The sequence below is a fragment of the Amycolatopsis sp. NPDC049691 genome, assembly GCF_040675005.1.
GTDB lineage: Bacteria > Actinomycetota > Actinomycetes > Mycobacteriales > Pseudonocardiaceae > Amycolatopsis.
Window position 1 is genome coordinate 76,869 of record NZ_JBFANX010000009.1, and the last position, 15,981, is coordinate 92,849.

Sequence of the window (15,981 nt, forward strand, 5' to 3'; positions counted from 1 at the left end):
AACAGCGTTAGAACACTGTTTCTCACTCACGACGGGTCAGGCGGCGTTGAAGGTGTCCGGGTCCGGGCCGGTGCGCTCGCCGCGGTCCAGCGGCGACAGCGACTCCAGCTCGTCATCCGACAGGGTGAACCCGAACAGGTCGAAGTTCTCCGCGATCCGCGACGGCGTCACGGACTTCGGGATCACCACGTTGCCCAGCTGCAGGTGCCAGCGCAGCACGATCTGCGCGGGCGTCCGGCTGTGCTTGACCGCCAGCTCGGCGACCACCGGGTCGCCCAGCAGCGAGCCGCCCTTGGCCAGCGGGCTCCACGCCTCCGTCGCGATGCCGTGCTTCGCGTCGAACTCGCGGACCTCCTGCTGCTGCAGGTACGGGTGCAGCTCGATCTGGTTGACCGCCGGGACGACGTCGGAGGCGTCCATCAGCCGCTCGAGGTGCGCCGGCTGGAAGTTGGACACGCCGATCGCGCGGACGCGGCCGTCGGCGTACAGCTTCTCGAACGCCTTCCAGGTGTCGAGGTACTTGCCGCGCTCGGGCGTCGGCCAGTGGATCAGGTAGAGGTCCAGCTGCTCCAGGCCGAGCTTCTTCATGCTTTCGTCGAACGCCTTGAGCGTCGAGTCGTAGCCCTGGGCGGAGTTCCACAGCTTGGTGGTGACGAACAGCTCGTCGCGGGCGACGCCGGCTTCGGCGATGGCCCGGCCGACGCCCTTCTCGTTGCCGTAGACGGCGGCGGTGTCGATGCTGCGGTAGCCCGCGTCGAGGGCGGCCTTCACGGCGGCGGTGGTCTCGTCGTCCGGGACCTGGAACACGCCGTAGCCGAGCTGCGGCATCCGCACGCCGTTGTTGAGTTCGATCACGGGCACGCTGGTCACGAGGGTTCCTTTCGGTGGGTGGTTCATCGGGCGGGTACCCGTTCCCCGGCTTCGAAACTAGCCGGGGTCTTGCGGTCGAGCAGGCCGGAGACGAGCGCCACGGCGAGGCCCGCCGCGGCGAGCGCAGCGCCGATCCAGTTGGGGGCGGTGTAGCCGAGGCCGGCCTCGATGGCCTGGCCGCCGAGCCACGCGCCGCCGGCGTTGCCGAGGTTGAACGCGGCGATGTTCGCCGCCGAGGCCAGCGCCGGAGCGCCCTCGGCCTTGGCCAGGACGCGGGCCTGCAGCGGCGGCACGGTCGCGAAGCCGGCCGCGCCGAACAGCGCGATGGTGATCGCGGCCGGCACCTTCGCGTGCGCGGTGAAGACGAACGCGACCAGCACGATCGCCAAGGCGGCGAGGATGACGTAGAGGCTCGGCATGAGCTTGCGGTCCGCGGCCTTCCCGCCGAGCAGGTTGCCCGCGAAGAGGCCACCGCCGAACAGCACGAGCAGCCAGGTGACGGCGCCGCCGGAGAAGCCGGCGACCTCGGTCATCATCGGCGCGATGTAGGTGAAGGACGCGAACACGCCGGCGAAGCCGAGGGCCGTCATGACCAGGGCGAGCCACACCTGCGGGCGGCGGAACACGGCGAGTTCGCCGCGCAGGCCCGCGCCGGGCTCGGGCTCCTGGTGCGGCACCAGCGCGAGGATGCCGATCGCGCCGGCCACGCCCAGCGCGCTGACCACCCAGAACGTCGAGCGCCAGCCGAAGGCCTGGCCGAGCGCGGTGCCCGCGGGCACGCCGAGGACGTTGGCCACGGTCAGGCCGGTGAACATCAGCGCGATCGCGCCGGCCTGCTTGGCCGGGGCGACCAGCGACGCGGCGACGACCGAGCCGACGCCGAAGAACGCGCCGTGCGACAGCGCCGCGACGACCCGGCCGGTCATCAGCAGGCCGTAGCTCGGGGCGAGTGCCGAGAGCACGTTGCCCGCGATGAACAGGCCCATCAGGGCGACGAGCACGGTCTTGCGCGGGACCCGCGAAGCGAGGGCGGTGAGCACGGGCGCGCCGACGACGACGCCGAGCGCGTAGCCCGAGATGAGCAGGCCTGCGGCCGGGATCGAGACACCGAAGTCGGTCGCGACCTCGGGCAGCAGGCCCATGATCACGAACTCGGTGGTGCCGATCCCGAAAGCGCTGATCGCCAGTGCGAGCAGAGCGGCGGGCATGGACTTCCTTCTTCCGGAGGTAGACTGAGGGCGTTGGCAACTACAAGCGTCCGAGATAGTTGCAGACGCCGTATATTGCACAGGCTTGATAGTGCAGCGTGCAAGGGAGCACGCGCAAGCCGGGGAGAGGTGAACCGTGTCACTGGACGACGACGCCGTCGAAGCGCGCGCACAGGGCTGGCGCACGCTGGCCGCGCTGCACGCGCGGATCGAGGACAGGCTGCAACGCGCGCTGGAGCGCGACCACGAGCTTTCGGTGAGCGAGTACAGCGTGCTGGACGCACTGGCCCGCCAGGACGGCTTCCACCTCCGGATGAACCAGCTGGCGAACGCGGTGGTGCTGAGCCAGTCGGCGACGACCCGGCTGGTGACGCGGCTGGAGGGGCGGGGGCTGCTGGCCCGCTACCTGTGCGCCGACGACCGCCGGGGGATCTACACGGAGGTGACGCCGGCGGGCCAGGCGTTGCTGACGGCGGCGCGTCCCACGCACGATGCGGCGCTGGCGGAAGCCCTCGCCGACGCCGAATCCTTGCCGGAACTTTCACCGCTGGTCGCCGCGCTGGGCAAGCTTTCTTTCCCGGCGGTGCCGTCGGCCTGACGCAAACTTGCGCAAGATCCGCCGACACTCCCGCTGAGCGGTACAGCCCTGATCGGCGGTCGGATTACGGCGTCCGCGCGCCCTAACTCCTGCTCCATCCGTGGGACACTTTCGCTTGCCGCGTGCGATAGTTTCGCTGGTCAGCACCGTTTGTCCGGCTTTCGTCCCCCGTGCCGCCTCGTTGACCGGATCGTTTCGCCCGTCCTAATTTGTTGGTCCACCAGACGAACCGGGGCGGTGTCGGCGTGGACTCCTCCTTCTCCCTCAAGCCGGTGCGCCCGGCCGACCAGGCCGCCGTCCGCCGGAGCAACCTGGCGCTGGTGCTGCGGCACCTGCGGGACGCCGGTCCTCGGTCGCGCGCCGCGATCGCCGCGGACACCGGGCTCAACAAAGGCACCGTGTCGAGCCTCGTTTCGGAACTCGTCGGCCGGGGGCTCGCGCGGGAAGGCGAGCGGGAACGCGCCGGCGCCGTCGGGCGGCCCGGCACGATCGTCGAACTGGACGGCCGCGGGGTCGGCGGCATCGGCGTCGAGCTCAACGTCGACTACCTGACCGCGCTCGCCCTCGACCTCACCGGCACCGTCCTGTTCGAGCAGCGCGTCGCGCTCGACGTCCAAGCGCTTCCCGTCGCGAAGGTCCTCGACGCCGGCGCGGAGCTGACCGCGCGGGCGCTGCGGGAGTGCCGGCGCCTCGGGGTCGTGCCGGCCGGGGTGACCGTCGGCATCCCGGCGCTGGTCGACGTCGCGAGCGGCACGGTCGCCTTCGCGCCCAACCTGCACTGGACCGACGTCCCGGTGGTCCGCGGCATCACCGACCGGCTGACCCGGCGGCTCGGCCCGCCGTCGTTCCCCATCCGCACGGCCAACGACGCCAACCTCGGCGCGCTCGGCGAGTACGCCATGGGCAGCGTCGCCGGCACCGCCGATCTGGTCTACCTGACCGGCGAGATCGGCGTCGGCGGCGGGGTGATCTCCGGTGGCAGGCTGCTCGGCGGCGCCGAGGGGTTCGCCGGTGAGATCGGGCACATCCAGGTCGACCCGGGCGGCCGGCTCTGCGGCTGCGGGCGCCGCGGCTGCTGGGAGACGCTCGTCGGGCTCGCCGGGATGCTGCGCCTGGCCGCCTCGCCCGCCGATCCGGTGCACGACCCGTCGCTCGACCTCGAACAGCGGCTCGACATCATCCGCCGCCGCGCCGAGCGGAAGGACCGGCGGACGCTCGACGCGCTCGCGCGCGTGGGCACCGGGCTCGGTGTCGGCGCGGCCGTGCTGGTCAACGTCTTCAACCCCCGGGTCGTGCTGCTCGGGGGCTACTTCGCCCAGCTCGGGCCGTACCTGCTCGGCCCGATGCTGACCGAGCTCGAAGCCCGCGTGGTCGCCCCCGGCATCGGCGGCTGTCGCGTCGAGCTGTCCTGGCTCGGGTTCTCCGCGGCTTCGCGCGGTGGGGCGCACGTCGCGCTGCAGGCGGTGTTCGACGACCCGGCGCTGGTGCCGGTGCGAGCGGAAAGGGACAGCGGATGATGCTCCGGCCGACCGAACGGAAACACCCGATCGGGTACCGCGATGTAGATCAGGTGGACCCGCGCTCGGGGAGCGGGGTCTCCAGCCGTGGCACGCCGGGGGCGGCGGGCCGGGGCTGACCCGAGAACAGGTGGAGGAATCATGAGGAAGATCGGTGTCTGGCTGATCGGTGCCCGGGGATCGGTGGCCACGACCGCCGTCGCCGGGGCGGCCGCCATGCGCGCGGGACTCGCCGCGCGCACGGGGTGCGTGACCGAGCTGTCGGACTTCGCCGGGGCGGACCTGCCCGGGCTGGGGGACCTGGTCTTCGGAGGCCACGACGTCGTTGACACGCCGCTGGTCAAGCGGGCCGAGCAGCTCGCGGCGGCCGGGGTGCTCCCGGCGGCGCTGCCCGCCGCGGTGAGTGCGGAGCTGGAAGCGGCGGAGGCCCGGCTGCGGCCGGCGCCGTCCGGGGGTGGCCGCGCGGCGGTCGAGCAGATCGCCGCCGACCTCACCGAGTTCCGCGCAGGTCTGGACCACGTCGTCGTGGTGAACGTCTCCTCGACCGAGCCGCCGTGCGCGCCGCACCCGGCGCACGCGTCCCTGGCGGCGCTGGAGGATGCGCTGGACACGCTGCCGCCGAGCGCGCTGTACGCCTACGCCGCGTTCCGCGCCGGATGTGGCTTTGTCGACTTCACCCCCTCCACGGGCGCGCGGCTGCCCGCGCTCGACGAACTCGCCCGCACGGCCGGGCAGCCGTACGCGGGCCGGGACGGCAAGACCGGCGAGACGCTGCTGCGGGCGGTGCTCGCGCCGATGTTCGCCCAGCGCGGGCTGAACGTCCTGGCGTGGTCGGGCACCAACCTGCTCGGCGGCGGCGACGGCGCCACGCTCGCCGACCCCGGCGCCGCGTCGAGCAAGAACGCCTCGAAGCAGCAGGTCCTCGAGCAGAACCTCGGCCACGCGGTCGACGGCGAGGTGCACATCGACTACGTCCCGGCCCTCGGCGACTGGAAGACCGCCTGGGACCACGTGCTGTTCGAAGGCTTCCTCGGTACGCGGATGACCCTGCAGCTCACCTGGCAGGGCTGCGACTCCGCGCTCGCCGCGCCGCTGGTGCTCGACCTGGCCCGGCTGACCGGCAAGGCCTGCCGCGACGGCGTCGCCGGGCCGGTGGCCGAGTTCGGGTTCTTCTTCAAGGATCCCGTCGGCGACGGCCCGCACGACCTCGCGTCGCAGTACGCCGCGCTGCGTGAGTGGGCGAACCGGTGAAGGCGCTCGTCGAACTCGTCCGCGCGCCCGCCGCGCTGACCGTGCCCGGGGACGCCGTCGCCGGGGCCGCCGCGTCGGGCTGGCCGTTCGGCCGCCGCACGCTGGCCCTGACCGGCGCGTCCGTCTGCATCTACTGGGCGGGCATGGCGCTCAACGACTACGCCGACCGCCACCTCGACGCGATGGAACGGCCCGAGCGGCCGATCCCGTCGGGCCGCGTTTCGCCGGGCGCCGCGCTCGGCGTCGCGACCGGGCTGACCGCGGGTGGGCTCGGCATCGCCGCGGCGGCCGGCGGGAAGCGGGCCCTGCGCGTCGCACTGCCGCTGGCCGCGACCGTCTGGGCGTACGACTTCGTGCTCAAGGAGACCGTGTTCGGCCCGGCCGCGATGGCCGCGGCCCGCACTCTCGACGTCCTGCTCGGCGGGGGCGGGGCCCGGGCGGCCGTGCCGGCGGCGCTGACCGTCGGGGCGCACACGTACGCCGTGACGCAGTTGTCGCGGTCCGAAGTGGATGGTGCCAGACCCGCGCTGCCGGCGGCCACCCTCGCCGCCACGGCCGGGGTGCGCGTCGCCGCGGGCCGCGTCGGGCCGCTGGCCTCGGCCCTGCTCGGAACGTACCTGGCGACGACCGGGCGGGCGCAGTACGACGCCGTCCGCGACCCGGCCGCGCCGAAGATCCGCCGCGCGGTCGGCGCCGGGATCCACGGCATGATCCCGCTGCAGGCCGGGCTGATCGCGCGGACCGGGGCGTGGCGCTCGGCGCTGGCCGTCGCCGCCGCGTTCCCGATCGCGCGGGCGCTGAGCCGGAAGGTGTCGCCGACATGAGGTTCGGGTACGGCACCAACGGCTTCGCCAACCACCGCCTCGGCGACGCCCTGCGCGTCCTGGCCGACCTGGGCTACGACGGCGTCGCGCTGACGCTCGACCACCAGCACCTCGACCCGTTCGGGCCGGACCTCGCGAGCCGCGTCGCGTCGCTGGCCGCCGAGCTGGACCGGCTCGGGCTCGCCGTCGTGATCGAGACCGGCGCGCGGTTCCTGCTGGACCCGTGGCGCAAGCACTCGCCGACGTTCCTCGACCCCGACCGCGCGCGCCGCGTCGAGTTCCTGACGAGGGCCGTCGAGATCGCCGCGGACCTGGGTGCCGAAGCCGTATCGTTCTGGAGCGGCAACAAGCCGGCCGATCTGTCCACTGAGGACGCTTGGGCGCACCTGGTCGACGGGTGCGCCGACGTGCTCAAGGCGGCCGACGAACACGACGTCAAGCTGGGTTTCGAACCGGAGCCGGGCATGCTGGTCGAGGACCTCGACGGGTACTTCGAGCTGGCCCGGCGCCTGGGTGACCCCGAGCGGTTCGGGCTGACGCTGGACATCGGGCACTGCCGGTGCAACGAGTCCGCGTCCGTGCCCGACTGCGTCCGGCGAGCGCTGCCGCGGCTGGTCAACGTCCAGATCGACGACATGCGCCGCGGCACGCACGAGCACCTGGAGTTCGGGCAGGGCGAGATCGACTTCCCGCCGGTGCTGGAAGCGCTGTCGCCGTACACCGGGCTGGTCGCCGTCGAGCTGCCGCGGGACAGTCACGCGGCCCCGCGGATCGCCCGCGAATCCCTTGAATTCCTCCGGAAGGCGGTGACGGCGTGAACGCCTGGCTCGACGAAGCCCTGACCAAGGTCGCGGCCGACGCGACCGCGCTGCGCACGGTGTTCCCGGGCGTCGGCAGGCGGGTCGGCCGGGGTCCGTCGGACACGCCGGGGTGGACCGTCGACGACGTGGCCCGCGTGGAGCTGCTCAAGGCGGCTCCCGGGGCCGCGGCCGAGATGCCGGACCTCTACCGGTACGGCGACGCCGCCGAGAAGCGGGCGGTCCTGCGTGGACTGTCCGTTGTGGACATCGGCGACGCCGGGCTGGAGCTGGTCGCGGACGCCCTGCGCACCAACGACACCCGCCTGGTGACCGCCGCGATGGGGGAGTACGCCGCCGAGCACCTCGACGACGCCGCGTACCGCCACGGTGTCCTCAAGTGCGTCTTCATGGGCATCCCCCTCGCCGAAGTCGCCGGGCTCGACCGCCGGACCGACGAAGAACTGCTGCGCATGATGCGGTCCTTCGCCGCCGAGCGCACCGCCGCGGGCCGCGACGTCCCCGCCGACCTCCGCCCGCTGCTGACCGAACAGGACGCCTGATGCGCATCTTCGACCCGCACGTCCACATGAGCTCCCGGACCACCGACGACTACGCGGCCATGCACGCCGCCGGTGTCCGGGCGCTCGTCGAGCCGGCGTTCTGGCTGGGCCAGCCCCGCACGAACGTCGGCAGCTTCACCGACTACTTCGACGCGCTCGTCGGCTGGGAGCCGTTCCGCGCGAGCCAGTACGGCATCGCGCACCACTGCACGATCGCGCTGAATCCCAAGGAGGCCAACGACCCGCGCTGCACGCCGGTGCTCGACCTCCTGCCGCGCTACCTGGAGAAGGACGGCGTCGTCGCGGTCGGCGAGATCGGCTACGACTCGATGACCGCCGAGGAGGACAAGGCGTTCGCCGCGCAGCTGGCGCTGGCGATCGACCACGACCTCCCGGCGATGGTGCACACCCCGCACCGGGACAAGGCCGTCGGCACCGAACGCAGCATCGCCGTCGTCCGCGAGTCCGGCATCGCGCCCGGACGCGTGGTGCTGGACCACCTCAACGAGATGACCGTCGCGATGGTCAAGGAGTCCGGCTGCTGGATGGGCTTCTCGATCTACCCGGACACGAAGATGGACGAGGAGCGGATGGTCGCGATCCTGCGCGAATACGGCACCGAACGGGTGCTGGTGAACTCCGCCGCGGACTGGGGCAAGAGCGACCCGCTGAAGACCCGCAAGACCGGCGACGCGATGCTGGCCGCCGGGTTCACCGAGGACGACGTCGACCGGGTGCTGTGGCGCAACCCGGTCGAGTTCTACGGCCAGAGCGGGCGGCTGTCGCTGGAATCCGGCACCGCGACCGCCGAGTTCGCGGGCAACTCCATCCTGCGGGGTGCGCGCAAGTGAGGTTCCGGCACCGCGACGGCACGCTCGTCCACCTCGCCTACTGCACCAACGTGCACCAGGCCGAGGACCTCGGCGGCGTGCTCGCCCAGCTGGCCCGATTCGGCGAGCCGGTGCGGGACCGCCTGGGCGTCGACCGGCTCGGGCTCGGCCTGTGGCTGGCCCGGCCGGTGGCCGCCGAGCTGATCGCCGACCCGGGGGCCGTCGGCAAGCTGCGCGCCGAGCTCGCCGCGCGCGGCCTCGAGGTCGTCACGCTCAACGGGTTCCCGTACCAGGGGTTTCACGACCCGGTCGTCAAGCACAAGGTGTACCGGCCGGACTGGTCGACGCCCGAGCGGACCGCCTACACCCTCGACCTCGCGCGGCTGCTCGCCGAGCTGATGCCGGACGACGCCGTGCGCGGCAGCGTCTCGACGTTGCCGCTCGGCTGGCGCACCGAATGGCGGGACGACCGCGGGCAGCTCGGCCTGCTCGCCGAGGGGCTGGCGAAGGTCGGCCGTCCGGTGCGGGTGGCGTTCGAGCCCGAACCCGGGTGCGTCATCGAGACGACCGCGCAGGCGGCGACCCTGCTGTCCGATGTGGACAAGGACTGGCTCGGTGTCTGCCTGGACACGTGCCACCTCGCCGTGGGCTTCGAGGAACCGGCCGCCGCTTTGCGCCGGCTCGAAGCGGCCGGCCTCGACGTCGTCAAGCTGCAGGCGTCGGCGGCGCTGGAAGCCGCCGCGCCGAAGGACCCCGCGACCCGGAAGGCGCTGGAGTCCTTCGTGGAGCCCAGGTTCCTGCACCAGAGCAACGAAGCTGCCCCACCGGGCGCCGACGACCTCGATCTCGCTCTGGCGGGTGGGTTGCCGGGAGAGGCGCCGTGGCGCGTGCACTTCCACGTCCCGCTGCACGCCGACCCGGCGCCGCCGCTGACCTCGACCCGGCCGGTGCTGGCCGGCACCCTCGCCGAGCTGTTCGGCGGGGCGGCCGCGCGCACCGACCACGTCGAGGTCGAGACCTACACCTGGCAGGTGCTCCCGGACGCACCCGCCGACGACGCCGGGCTGGTCGCGGGCATCGCGGCCGAGCTGGACTGGACCCGGCGGGAACTGATCGCACTGGGCTTGGAAGAAGAGGTTTCCGAATGAGTTTGCTCGTCCTCGACGTCGTCGGGCTGACCCCGCGGCTGCTGCCGCACATGCCCAACCTGCGCAAGATGGCCGAGCCCGGCTTCACCGCGCAGCTGGACACCGTGTTCCCGGCGGTCACGTGCTCGGTGCAGTCGACGTTCCTCACCGGTCTGCAGCCGGCCGAACACGGCATCGTCGGCAACGGCTGGTACTTCCGCGACCTCGGCGAGATCTTCCTCTGGCGCCAGCACAACAAGCTCGTGCGGGGCGACAAGTTCTGGGACGCGGCGCGTAGAGCGGACTCGGGGCACAAGGTCGCCAACGTCTGCTGGTGGTACGCGATGGGCATGGACGTCGACCTGACCGTCACCCCGCGGCCGATCTACCACGCCGACGGCAAGAAGTCCCCCGACGCCTACACCTACCCGCCGCAGCTGCACGACCGCCTGGTCGGCGACCTCGGCGAGTTCCCGCTGTTCACGTACTGGGGTCCGACGGCCGCGATCACGTCGTCGAAGTGGATCATCGCCGCGGCGCAGAAGATCATGGCCGAGGACAGGCCCGACACGACGCTCGTCTACATCCCGCACCTGGACTACGACCTCCAGCGGTTCGGCCCGGACGCACCCCAGGCCGCGGCGGCCGCGCGCGAGATCGACACGGCGCTGAAGCCGCTGCTGGACTTCGCGGCCGCGGGCGGGCACACCGTCGTCGCGCTCTCGGAATACGGCATCACCAACGCGAGCCGGCCGGTGGACATCAACCGGGCACTGCGCCGCGAGGGCCTGCTCAACGTGTACGTCCAAGCGGGCATGGAGTACCTGGACCCGTGGACGTCGCGCGCGTTCGCGGTGGCCGACCACCAGGTCGCCCACGTCTACGTCGCCGACCCCGCCGACGTCCCGCGGGTGCGGGACATCGTCGCGGGACTGTCCGGTGTGGACGTCGTGCTGGATCGCGCAGGCCAGGCGGGGATCGGGATCAACCACGAACGGGCCGGGGAACTGGTCGCGATCGCCGACCCGGACGCCTGGTTCACGTACTACTACTGGCTGAGCGACGACCGCGCGCCGGACTTCGCGAAGACCGTCGAGATCCACCGCAAGCCCGGCTACGACCCGGCCGAGCTGTTCTTCGACCCGAACGACCCGGCGGTGAAGCTGAAGGCGGCGTCGGCGCTGGCCCGCAAGAAGCTCGGCCTGCGGTACTCGATGCAGGTCGTCCCGCTCGACCCGGCGCCGGTCAAGGGCAGCCACGGCCGGCTGCCCGACGCACCCGAGGACGGACCCGTGCTGCTGTGCTCGGATCCTTCGCTCGCGCGCGAAAAGATCCACGCCACCGAAGTCAAGGATCTGCTGCTCACGGCTATCCGCACCGAGTAGGACGCACCCAGGAGGTCAGACATGGCACGACCGTTGACCCTGTTCACCGGGCAATGGGCCGACCTGCCGTTCGAGGAGGTGTGCGAGCTGGCGAGCGGCTGGGGCTACGAAGGCCTCGAGATCGCCTGCTGGGGCGACCACTTCGAAGTGGACAAGGCGCTCGCCGACGACGCCTACGTCCCGGCGAAACTGGCGACGCTGGCCAAGTACGACCTCAAGGTGTGGGCCATCTCGAACCACCTGGTGGGCCAGGCCGTCTGCGACCACCCGATCGACGAGCGGCACGAAGCCATCCTGCCCGCGCGGATCTGGGGCGACGGCGAACCCGAAGGCGTCCGGCAGCGGGCGGCGGCCGAAATGCAGGCCACCGCCCGCGCCGCGGCGAAGCTCGGGGTGTCCACTGTGGTCGGTTTCACGGGCTCGTCGATCTGGCACACGGTGGCGATGTTCCCGCCGGTGCCGCCGTCGATGATCGAGCGCGGGTACGCCGACTTCGCCGCGCGGTGGAACCCGATCCTGGACGTCTTCGACGAAGTCGGCGTCCGGTTCGCCCACGAGGTGCACCCGAGCGAGATCGCCTACGACTACTGGAGCACCGTCGCGGCCTTGGAGGCGATCGGGCACCGCGAAGCGTTCGGGCTGAACTTCGACCCGTCGCACTTCGTCTGGCAGGACCTCGACCCGGCCGGGTTCCTGTGGGACTTCAAGGACCGGATCTACCACGTCGACTGCAAGGAGGCCCGCAAACAGCTCAACGGCCGCAACGGGCGGATGGGTTCGCACCTGCCGTGGGCGGATCCCCGCCGCGGCTGGGACTTCGTCTCGACCGGCCACGGTGACGTCCCCTGGGAGGACGTCTTCCGCATGCTCAACGCCATCGGCTACGACGGCCCGATCTCCATCGAGTGGGAAGACGCGGGCATGGACCGGCTCATCGGCGCGCCCGAAGCCCTGGAGTTCGTCCGCAAGCTCAACTTCACCCCACCCACCGCGGCGTTCGACGCCGCTTTCTCCACGAAGTAGCGCTTCTGTTCAACGGGTGACCGCCAGCCCCGTCGGAAGGTGATCGAAACCGGCTTCGCGCCACACCGGGGCGAAGCACGCGCAAAATCAGGAAGGATCCCGCATGTCTCCGTCCCCACCGAAGTGGGCGAGGCTGTTCGGCACCGCGCTGCTGGGCGCCGGCCTCCTGCTCACCCTCGACACCCCGGCCCGCGCGGACATCCCGCCCGCGGACTACCAGCAGGTCGCCCTCGCCACGGGCGCGGCCGAACTCGGCGAGGCGATGTCGCTCGCCGTGCTCCCGGACCGTTCGGTCGTGCACACCTCGCGCGACGGCACCGTCCGCGTCACGACCGCGGCCGGCGCGACGTCGGTCGCGGCCAAGCTGAACGTCTACACCCACGACGAGGAAGGCCTCCAAGGCGTCGCCGCCGACCCCGGGTTCGCGACGAACCGGTTCGTCTGGCTGTACTACTCTCCACGACTGTCCACACCGGACGGTGACGCGCCCACCGAGGGCACCGACGCGGACTTCGCGCCGTTCAAGGGCGAGCTGCACCTGTCGCGGTTCGTCCTCAAGACCGACAACACCCTCGACCTCGCCAGCGAAAAGGTCGTGCTGAAGGTCGCCAACGACCGCGGCCAGTGCTGCCACGTCGGCGGCGACATCGACTTCGACGCCGCCGGCAACCTGTACCTCACCACCGGCGACGACACCAACCCGTTCTCCTCCGACAGCTACTCGCCGCTCGACGAGCGGACCACGCGCAACCCGCAGTTCGACGCCCAGCGCTCGTCCGGCAACACGAACGACCTGCGCGGCAAGCTGCTGCGGATCCACCCGCAGGCCGACGGGACGTACACGATCCCGTCGGGCAACCTCTTCGCGCCGGGCACCGCGAACACGCGGCCGGAGATCTACGCGATGGGCTTCCGCAACCCGTTCCGGATGAGTGTCGACAAACCGACCGGCGTCGTCTACCTCGGCGACTACGGCCCGGACGCCGGCACGACCGACCCGAACCGCGGGCCGCAGGGGCAGGTCGAATTCGACCGGATCACCGGGCCGGGCAACTTCGGCTGGCCGTACTGCACCGGCTCCAACACGGTGACGGAGACCTACAACCACTACACGTTCCCGAGCGGTCCGTCCGGCGCGAAGTACGACTGCGCCGGCGGGCCGGCCAACTCCTCGTTCCGCAACACCGGTCTCGCCAAGCTGCCGGTGCCGAAGCCGGCGTGGATCAAGTACGCCGGCGACGAGGGCTCGCCGCCCGAGTTCGGCAGCGGCTCCGAGTCGCCGATGGGCGGGCCGGTCTACCGGTACGACGCCGCGTCGACGTCGACGGTCAAGTTCCCGCAGTCCCTGGACGGCAAGTTCTTCGCGGGTGAGTACGGGCGCAAGTGGATCAAGGCCGTGACCGTCAACGCCGACGGCAGCCGCGGCCCGATCGAGGACTTCCCGTGGACCGGCACGCAGGTGATGGACATGGCCTTCGGCCCGGACGGCGCCCTGTACGTCCTCGACTACGGCACCGGCGACGACAACCAGGCGCTCTACCGCATCGAGTACCTGGCGGGCACGAACCGCAACCCGGTCGCGAAGGCGGCGGCCGACAGGACGTCCGGGCCGAACCCGCTGACCGTGAACTTCTCCTCGGCGGGCAGCAGCGATCCCGAAGGCGGGGCGCTGACGTACCGCTGGGACTTCGGCGACGGTCAGACGTCGACCGCGGCCAACCCGGCGCACACCTACACCACCAACGGCACCTACTCGCCGACGCTCACCGTGTCCGACCCGGAAGGACTGACCGGCACCGCGAGCCTCGTGGTGACGGTGGGGAACACCGCGCCGTCCGTCACGCTCGCCTCCCCGGTGGACGGGCAGCTGTTCTCCTTCGGTGACACCGTGCCCTTCCAGGTGACGGGCAGCGATCCGGAGGACGGGCCGCTGGACTGCTCGAAGGTCAAGGTCACCTACCTGCTGGGCCACGACAGCCACGAGCACCAGATCACCCAAGCCACCGGGTGTTCCGGCTCGATCGCGGTCCCGGTCGACGGTGAGCACGACGCCGCGGCGAACATCTACGGCGTCTTCGACGCGCAGTACACCGACCGGGGCGGGCTGACGTCGCACAGCGTCCGGAAGCTGCAGCCGCGGCACCGGCAGGCCGAGCACTTCGCGGCGCAGTCCGGCATCCAGCTCGCCAGTCACGGCGCGGCGGAGGGCGGCCGGACCGTCGGGTACACCGACAACGGCGACTGGATCTCGTTCACGCCGTACGCGCTGGGCAACGCCACGGCGATCACCGCGCGGGTGTCGTCCGGCGGGCCCGGCGGCACCCTGGAGGTCCGGGCGGGCTCGCCGACCGGCACCCTCCTCGGCTCGGCGGCCGTCGCGAACACCGGGGACTGGGACACGTTCGTCGACGTCACGGCGAACCTGGCGAACCGGCCGGCCGGGACGACGTCGCTGTACCTGGTGTTCACCGGCGTGACCGGGCAGGGGAACCTGTTCGACCTCGACGCGTTCACCTTCACGACGGCGTCCGCGGCGATCGAGGGCGAGTCGTTCACGTCCGGCTCCGGCGTGCAGATCGCGCCGCACGCCGCGGCGAGCGGCGGCAACACCCTGGGCTACATCGAAAACGGCGATTGGGCCGGCTACGCGTCGGTGAGCACCGCAGGCGCGCGGTCGTTCACGGCGCGGGTCTCGTCCGCCGGCGCGGGCGGGACGATCGAGATCCGGTCCGGTTCGGCGACCGGGACATTGCTGGGGTCGGTGGCCGTGCCGTCGACCGGTGACTGGGAGACGTTCCAGAACGTGACGACGTCGGTGTCGGGTGGTTCGGGCCCGCTGTTCCTGGTGTTCCGCGGCGGTTCCGGTTCCCTGTTCGACGTGGATTCCTTTACGCTGAGCGGTATGCCGACCCAGGTGGACCCGTCGTACGACGTGTTGGTGTTCTCCAAGACGGCGGGCTTCCGCCACGACTCGATCCCGGCGGGGATCCAGGCGATCCGGGAACTGGGCGCCGCGAACGGCTTCGGCGTGACGGCGACCGAGGACGCGTCGGTGTTCACGGCCGCTTCGCTGGCTTCCTATGAAGCGGTCGTGTTCCTCTCGACGACGGGCGATGTCCTGGACGCGACGCAGCAGGCGGCGTTCGAGTCCTATGTGGAGGGAGGTGGCGGCTACCTCGGGATCCACGCGGCGGCCGACACCGAGTACGACTGGCCGTGGTACGGGCAGCTGGTCGGGGCGTGGTTCAAGAGTCACCCCGCGATCCAGCAGGCCCGGTTCGTGACGGAGGACGGCGGTCACCCGGCGACGGCCGGCCTGCCGTCGGTGTGGACCCGCACGGACGAGCTGTACAACTACCGCACGAACCCGCGCGGCAGCGTCCACGTGCTCCAGACGCTCGACGAGTCGAGCTACACGGGCGGTGAGATGGGTGCCGACCACCCGATCACCTGGTGCCACCCGCAGGGGAGCGGCCGGGCGTTCTACACCGGCCTCGGCCACACCATCGAGTCCTACTCGGACGCCCTGTTCCGGACCTCGTTGCTGGGTGCGATCCGGTACGCCGCCGGTGTCGCCCCGGCGTCGTGCGGGTCATCCTCATCGTCCACTGTGGAGGGTGAGTCGTTCACGTCGGGGTCGGGCGTGCAGATCGCCCCGCACGCCCCGGCGAGCGGCGGCAACACCCTGGGCTACATCGAGAACGGCGACTGGGCCGGGTACGCCTCGGTGAGCACGGCGGGGATTTCCCGGTTCAGCGCGGTGGTGTCGTCGGCGGGAGCGGGCGGCACGATCGAGGTCCGCGACGGCTCGGCCACCGGGGCCCTGCTGGGCACGGTGACGGTCCCGAACACGGGGAGCTGGGAGACCTTCCGGACGGTCTCGACGGCCGTCACGCCGGGCTCGGGTCCGCTCCACCTGGTGTTCCGGGGCGGCTCGGGTTCCCTGTTCGACATCGACACCCTGACCGTGTCGTAGCGGAAGCCGGGG

At 71.7% G+C, this 15,981-nt stretch carries 13 protein-coding genes; 11 read left to right on the forward strand and 2 right to left on the reverse strand.

The window, feature by feature from the left end; genetic code table 11:
• Positions 1–36: 36 nt before the first annotated feature.
• Complete coding sequence (locus AB0J40_RS21625) at positions 37–870, reverse strand: aldo/keto reductase (protein WP_364455797.1); 834 nt, start codon at positions 868–870, stop codon at positions 37–39.
• 23 nt (positions 871–893) lie between these two features.
• Entirely contained in the window at positions 894–2,078 is a 1,185-nt protein-coding gene (locus AB0J40_RS21630; RefSeq protein WP_364455798.1) for an MFS transporter, read from the reverse strand.
• Positions 2,079–2,214: 136 nt separating this feature from the next.
• Between AB0J40_RS21630 and AB0J40_RS21635 the strand changes: the two genes are divergently transcribed.
• The 11 genes from AB0J40_RS21635 to AB0J40_RS21685 all read left to right on the forward strand — a co-directional run bounded on the left by AB0J40_RS21635 (position 2,215) and on the right by AB0J40_RS21685 (position 15,969).
• Positions 2,215–2,676 carry a MarR family transcriptional regulator gene (locus AB0J40_RS21635; RefSeq protein WP_364455799.1) on the forward strand — a complete coding sequence of 154 codons (462 nt, stop codon included), beginning with the start codon at positions 2,215–2,217 and terminating at the stop codon, positions 2,674–2,676.
• Between the two features lie 245 nt (positions 2,677–2,921).
• Positions 2,922–4,193 carry an ROK family transcriptional regulator gene (locus AB0J40_RS21640; RefSeq protein WP_364455800.1) on the forward strand — a complete coding sequence of 424 codons (1,272 nt, stop codon included), beginning with the start codon at positions 2,922–2,924 and terminating at the stop codon, positions 4,191–4,193.
• Between the two features lie 141 nt (positions 4,194–4,334).
• Positions 4,335–5,444: an inositol-3-phosphate synthase gene (locus AB0J40_RS21645; RefSeq protein WP_364455801.1), complete on the forward strand. Its 1,110-nt coding sequence runs from the start codon at positions 4,335–4,337 to the stop codon at positions 5,442–5,444.
• The gene (locus AB0J40_RS21650) at positions 5,441–6,268 is read left to right on the forward strand and encodes an SCO3242 family prenyltransferase (RefSeq protein WP_364456281.1); all 828 of its coding nucleotides are present in this window, start codon (positions 5,441–5,443) and stop codon (positions 6,266–6,268) included. Before AB0J40_RS21645 ends, AB0J40_RS21650 begins: the two co-directional genes overlap by 4 nt.
• Positions 6,265–7,086: a sugar phosphate isomerase/epimerase family protein gene (locus AB0J40_RS21655; protein ID WP_364455802.1), complete on the forward strand. Its 822-nt coding sequence runs from the start codon at positions 6,265–6,267 to the stop codon at positions 7,084–7,086. Before AB0J40_RS21650 ends, AB0J40_RS21655 begins: the two co-directional genes overlap by 4 nt.
• Positions 7,083–7,628, forward strand: coding sequence for an EboA domain-containing protein (locus AB0J40_RS21660; protein WP_364455803.1), 546 nt, complete (start codon positions 7,083–7,085; stop codon positions 7,626–7,628). The genes AB0J40_RS21655 and AB0J40_RS21660 overlap by 4 nt, the downstream gene beginning before the upstream one ends.
• Complete coding sequence (locus AB0J40_RS21665; RefSeq protein ID WP_364455804.1) at positions 7,628–8,479, forward strand: TatD family hydrolase; 852 nt, start codon at positions 7,628–7,630, stop codon at positions 8,477–8,479. Before AB0J40_RS21660 ends, AB0J40_RS21665 begins: the two co-directional genes overlap by 1 nt.
• The gene (gene eboE / locus AB0J40_RS21670; RefSeq protein WP_364455805.1) at positions 8,476–9,606 is read left to right on the forward strand and encodes a metabolite traffic protein EboE; all 1,131 of its coding nucleotides are present in this window, start codon (positions 8,476–8,478) and stop codon (positions 9,604–9,606) included. The genes AB0J40_RS21665 and eboE overlap by 4 nt, the downstream gene beginning before the upstream one ends.
• Positions 9,603–10,970 carry a nucleotide pyrophosphatase/phosphodiesterase family protein gene (locus AB0J40_RS21675; protein ID WP_364455806.1) on the forward strand — a complete coding sequence of 456 codons (1,368 nt, stop codon included), beginning with the start codon at positions 9,603–9,605 and terminating at the stop codon, positions 10,968–10,970. Before eboE ends, AB0J40_RS21675 begins: the two co-directional genes overlap by 4 nt.
• Positions 10,971–10,991: 21 nt before the next feature.
• Positions 10,992–11,993: a sugar phosphate isomerase/epimerase family protein gene (locus AB0J40_RS21680; RefSeq protein WP_364455807.1), complete on the forward strand. Its 1,002-nt coding sequence runs from the start codon at positions 10,992–10,994 to the stop codon at positions 11,991–11,993.
• Positions 11,994–12,096: 103 nt separating this feature from the next.
• The gene (locus tag AB0J40_RS21685) at positions 12,097–15,969 is read left to right on the forward strand and encodes a carbohydrate-binding protein (RefSeq protein WP_364455808.1); all 3,873 of its coding nucleotides are present in this window, start codon (positions 12,097–12,099) and stop codon (positions 15,967–15,969) included.
• Positions 15,970–15,981: the final 12 nt, after the last annotated feature.

What these genes read in the sequence shown, in the direction of transcription:
- AB0J40_RS21630 (WP_364455798.1), bottom strand. Translation starts at nt 2,078, where the DNA reads ATGCCCGCCGCTCTGCTCGCACTGGCGATCAGCGCTTTCGGGATCGGC.
- AB0J40_RS21665 (WP_364455804.1), top strand. Translation starts at nt 7,628, where the DNA reads ATGCGCATCTTCGACCCGCACGTCCACATGAGCTCCCGGACCACCGAC.
- AB0J40_RS21675 (WP_364455806.1), top strand. Translation starts at nt 9,603, where the DNA reads ATGAGTTTGCTCGTCCTCGACGTCGTCGGGCTGACCCCGCGGCTGCTG.
- AB0J40_RS21655 (WP_364455802.1), top strand. Translation starts at nt 6,265, where the DNA reads ATGAGGTTCGGGTACGGCACCAACGGCTTCGCCAACCACCGCCTCGGC.
- AB0J40_RS21680 (WP_364455807.1), top strand. Translation starts at nt 10,992, where the DNA reads ATGGCACGACCGTTGACCCTGTTCACCGGGCAATGGGCCGACCTGCCG.
- AB0J40_RS21685 (WP_364455808.1), top strand. Translation starts at nt 12,097, where the DNA reads ATGTCTCCGTCCCCACCGAAGTGGGCGAGGCTGTTCGGCACCGCGCTG.
- AB0J40_RS21645 (WP_364455801.1), top strand. Translation starts at nt 4,335, where the DNA reads ATGAGGAAGATCGGTGTCTGGCTGATCGGTGCCCGGGGATCGGTGGCC.